General features: G+C 42.2%; 1 protein-coding gene. It reads right to left on the reverse strand.

From position 1 onward, the window contains the following. A partial coding sequence (locus PZH32_RS13385) for an IS110 family transposase (RefSeq protein WP_275208745.1) occupies positions 1 to 269 on the reverse strand: 269 nt, incomplete at its 3' end. Positions 270 to 294 lie beyond the last annotated feature (25 nt).

Here is a 294-nt window from a genome sequence, read left to right on the forward strand (position 1 = left end):
CTTGTAAGCTCTTCCTGTGTCTGGAAGCGGAGGTTCGATAAACTCCTGATTTCTACATAAATACCGGTTGGTATATAAGGATAAGAAAATCTTCCTTCATTGACCAATGCTGCAATTGTCTTTGGATCCTTACGATCATTCTTGTTAGGATTATTGTCATCCAGTTCTTTTGACTTCTTGACATGATGAGGATTCACATGAACAGGCTTCATTCCACTGTCCTGCAGGAATTTTCCCAGTGCAAACCAGTAATGTCCGGTTGGCTCCATTCCGGGAATTACAGCTGTCTTGCCT

This window comes from Adlercreutzia equolifaciens (genome assembly GCF_029076695.1).
GTDB lineage: Bacteria > Actinomycetota > Coriobacteriia > Coriobacteriales > Eggerthellaceae > Adlercreutzia > Adlercreutzia equolifaciens_A.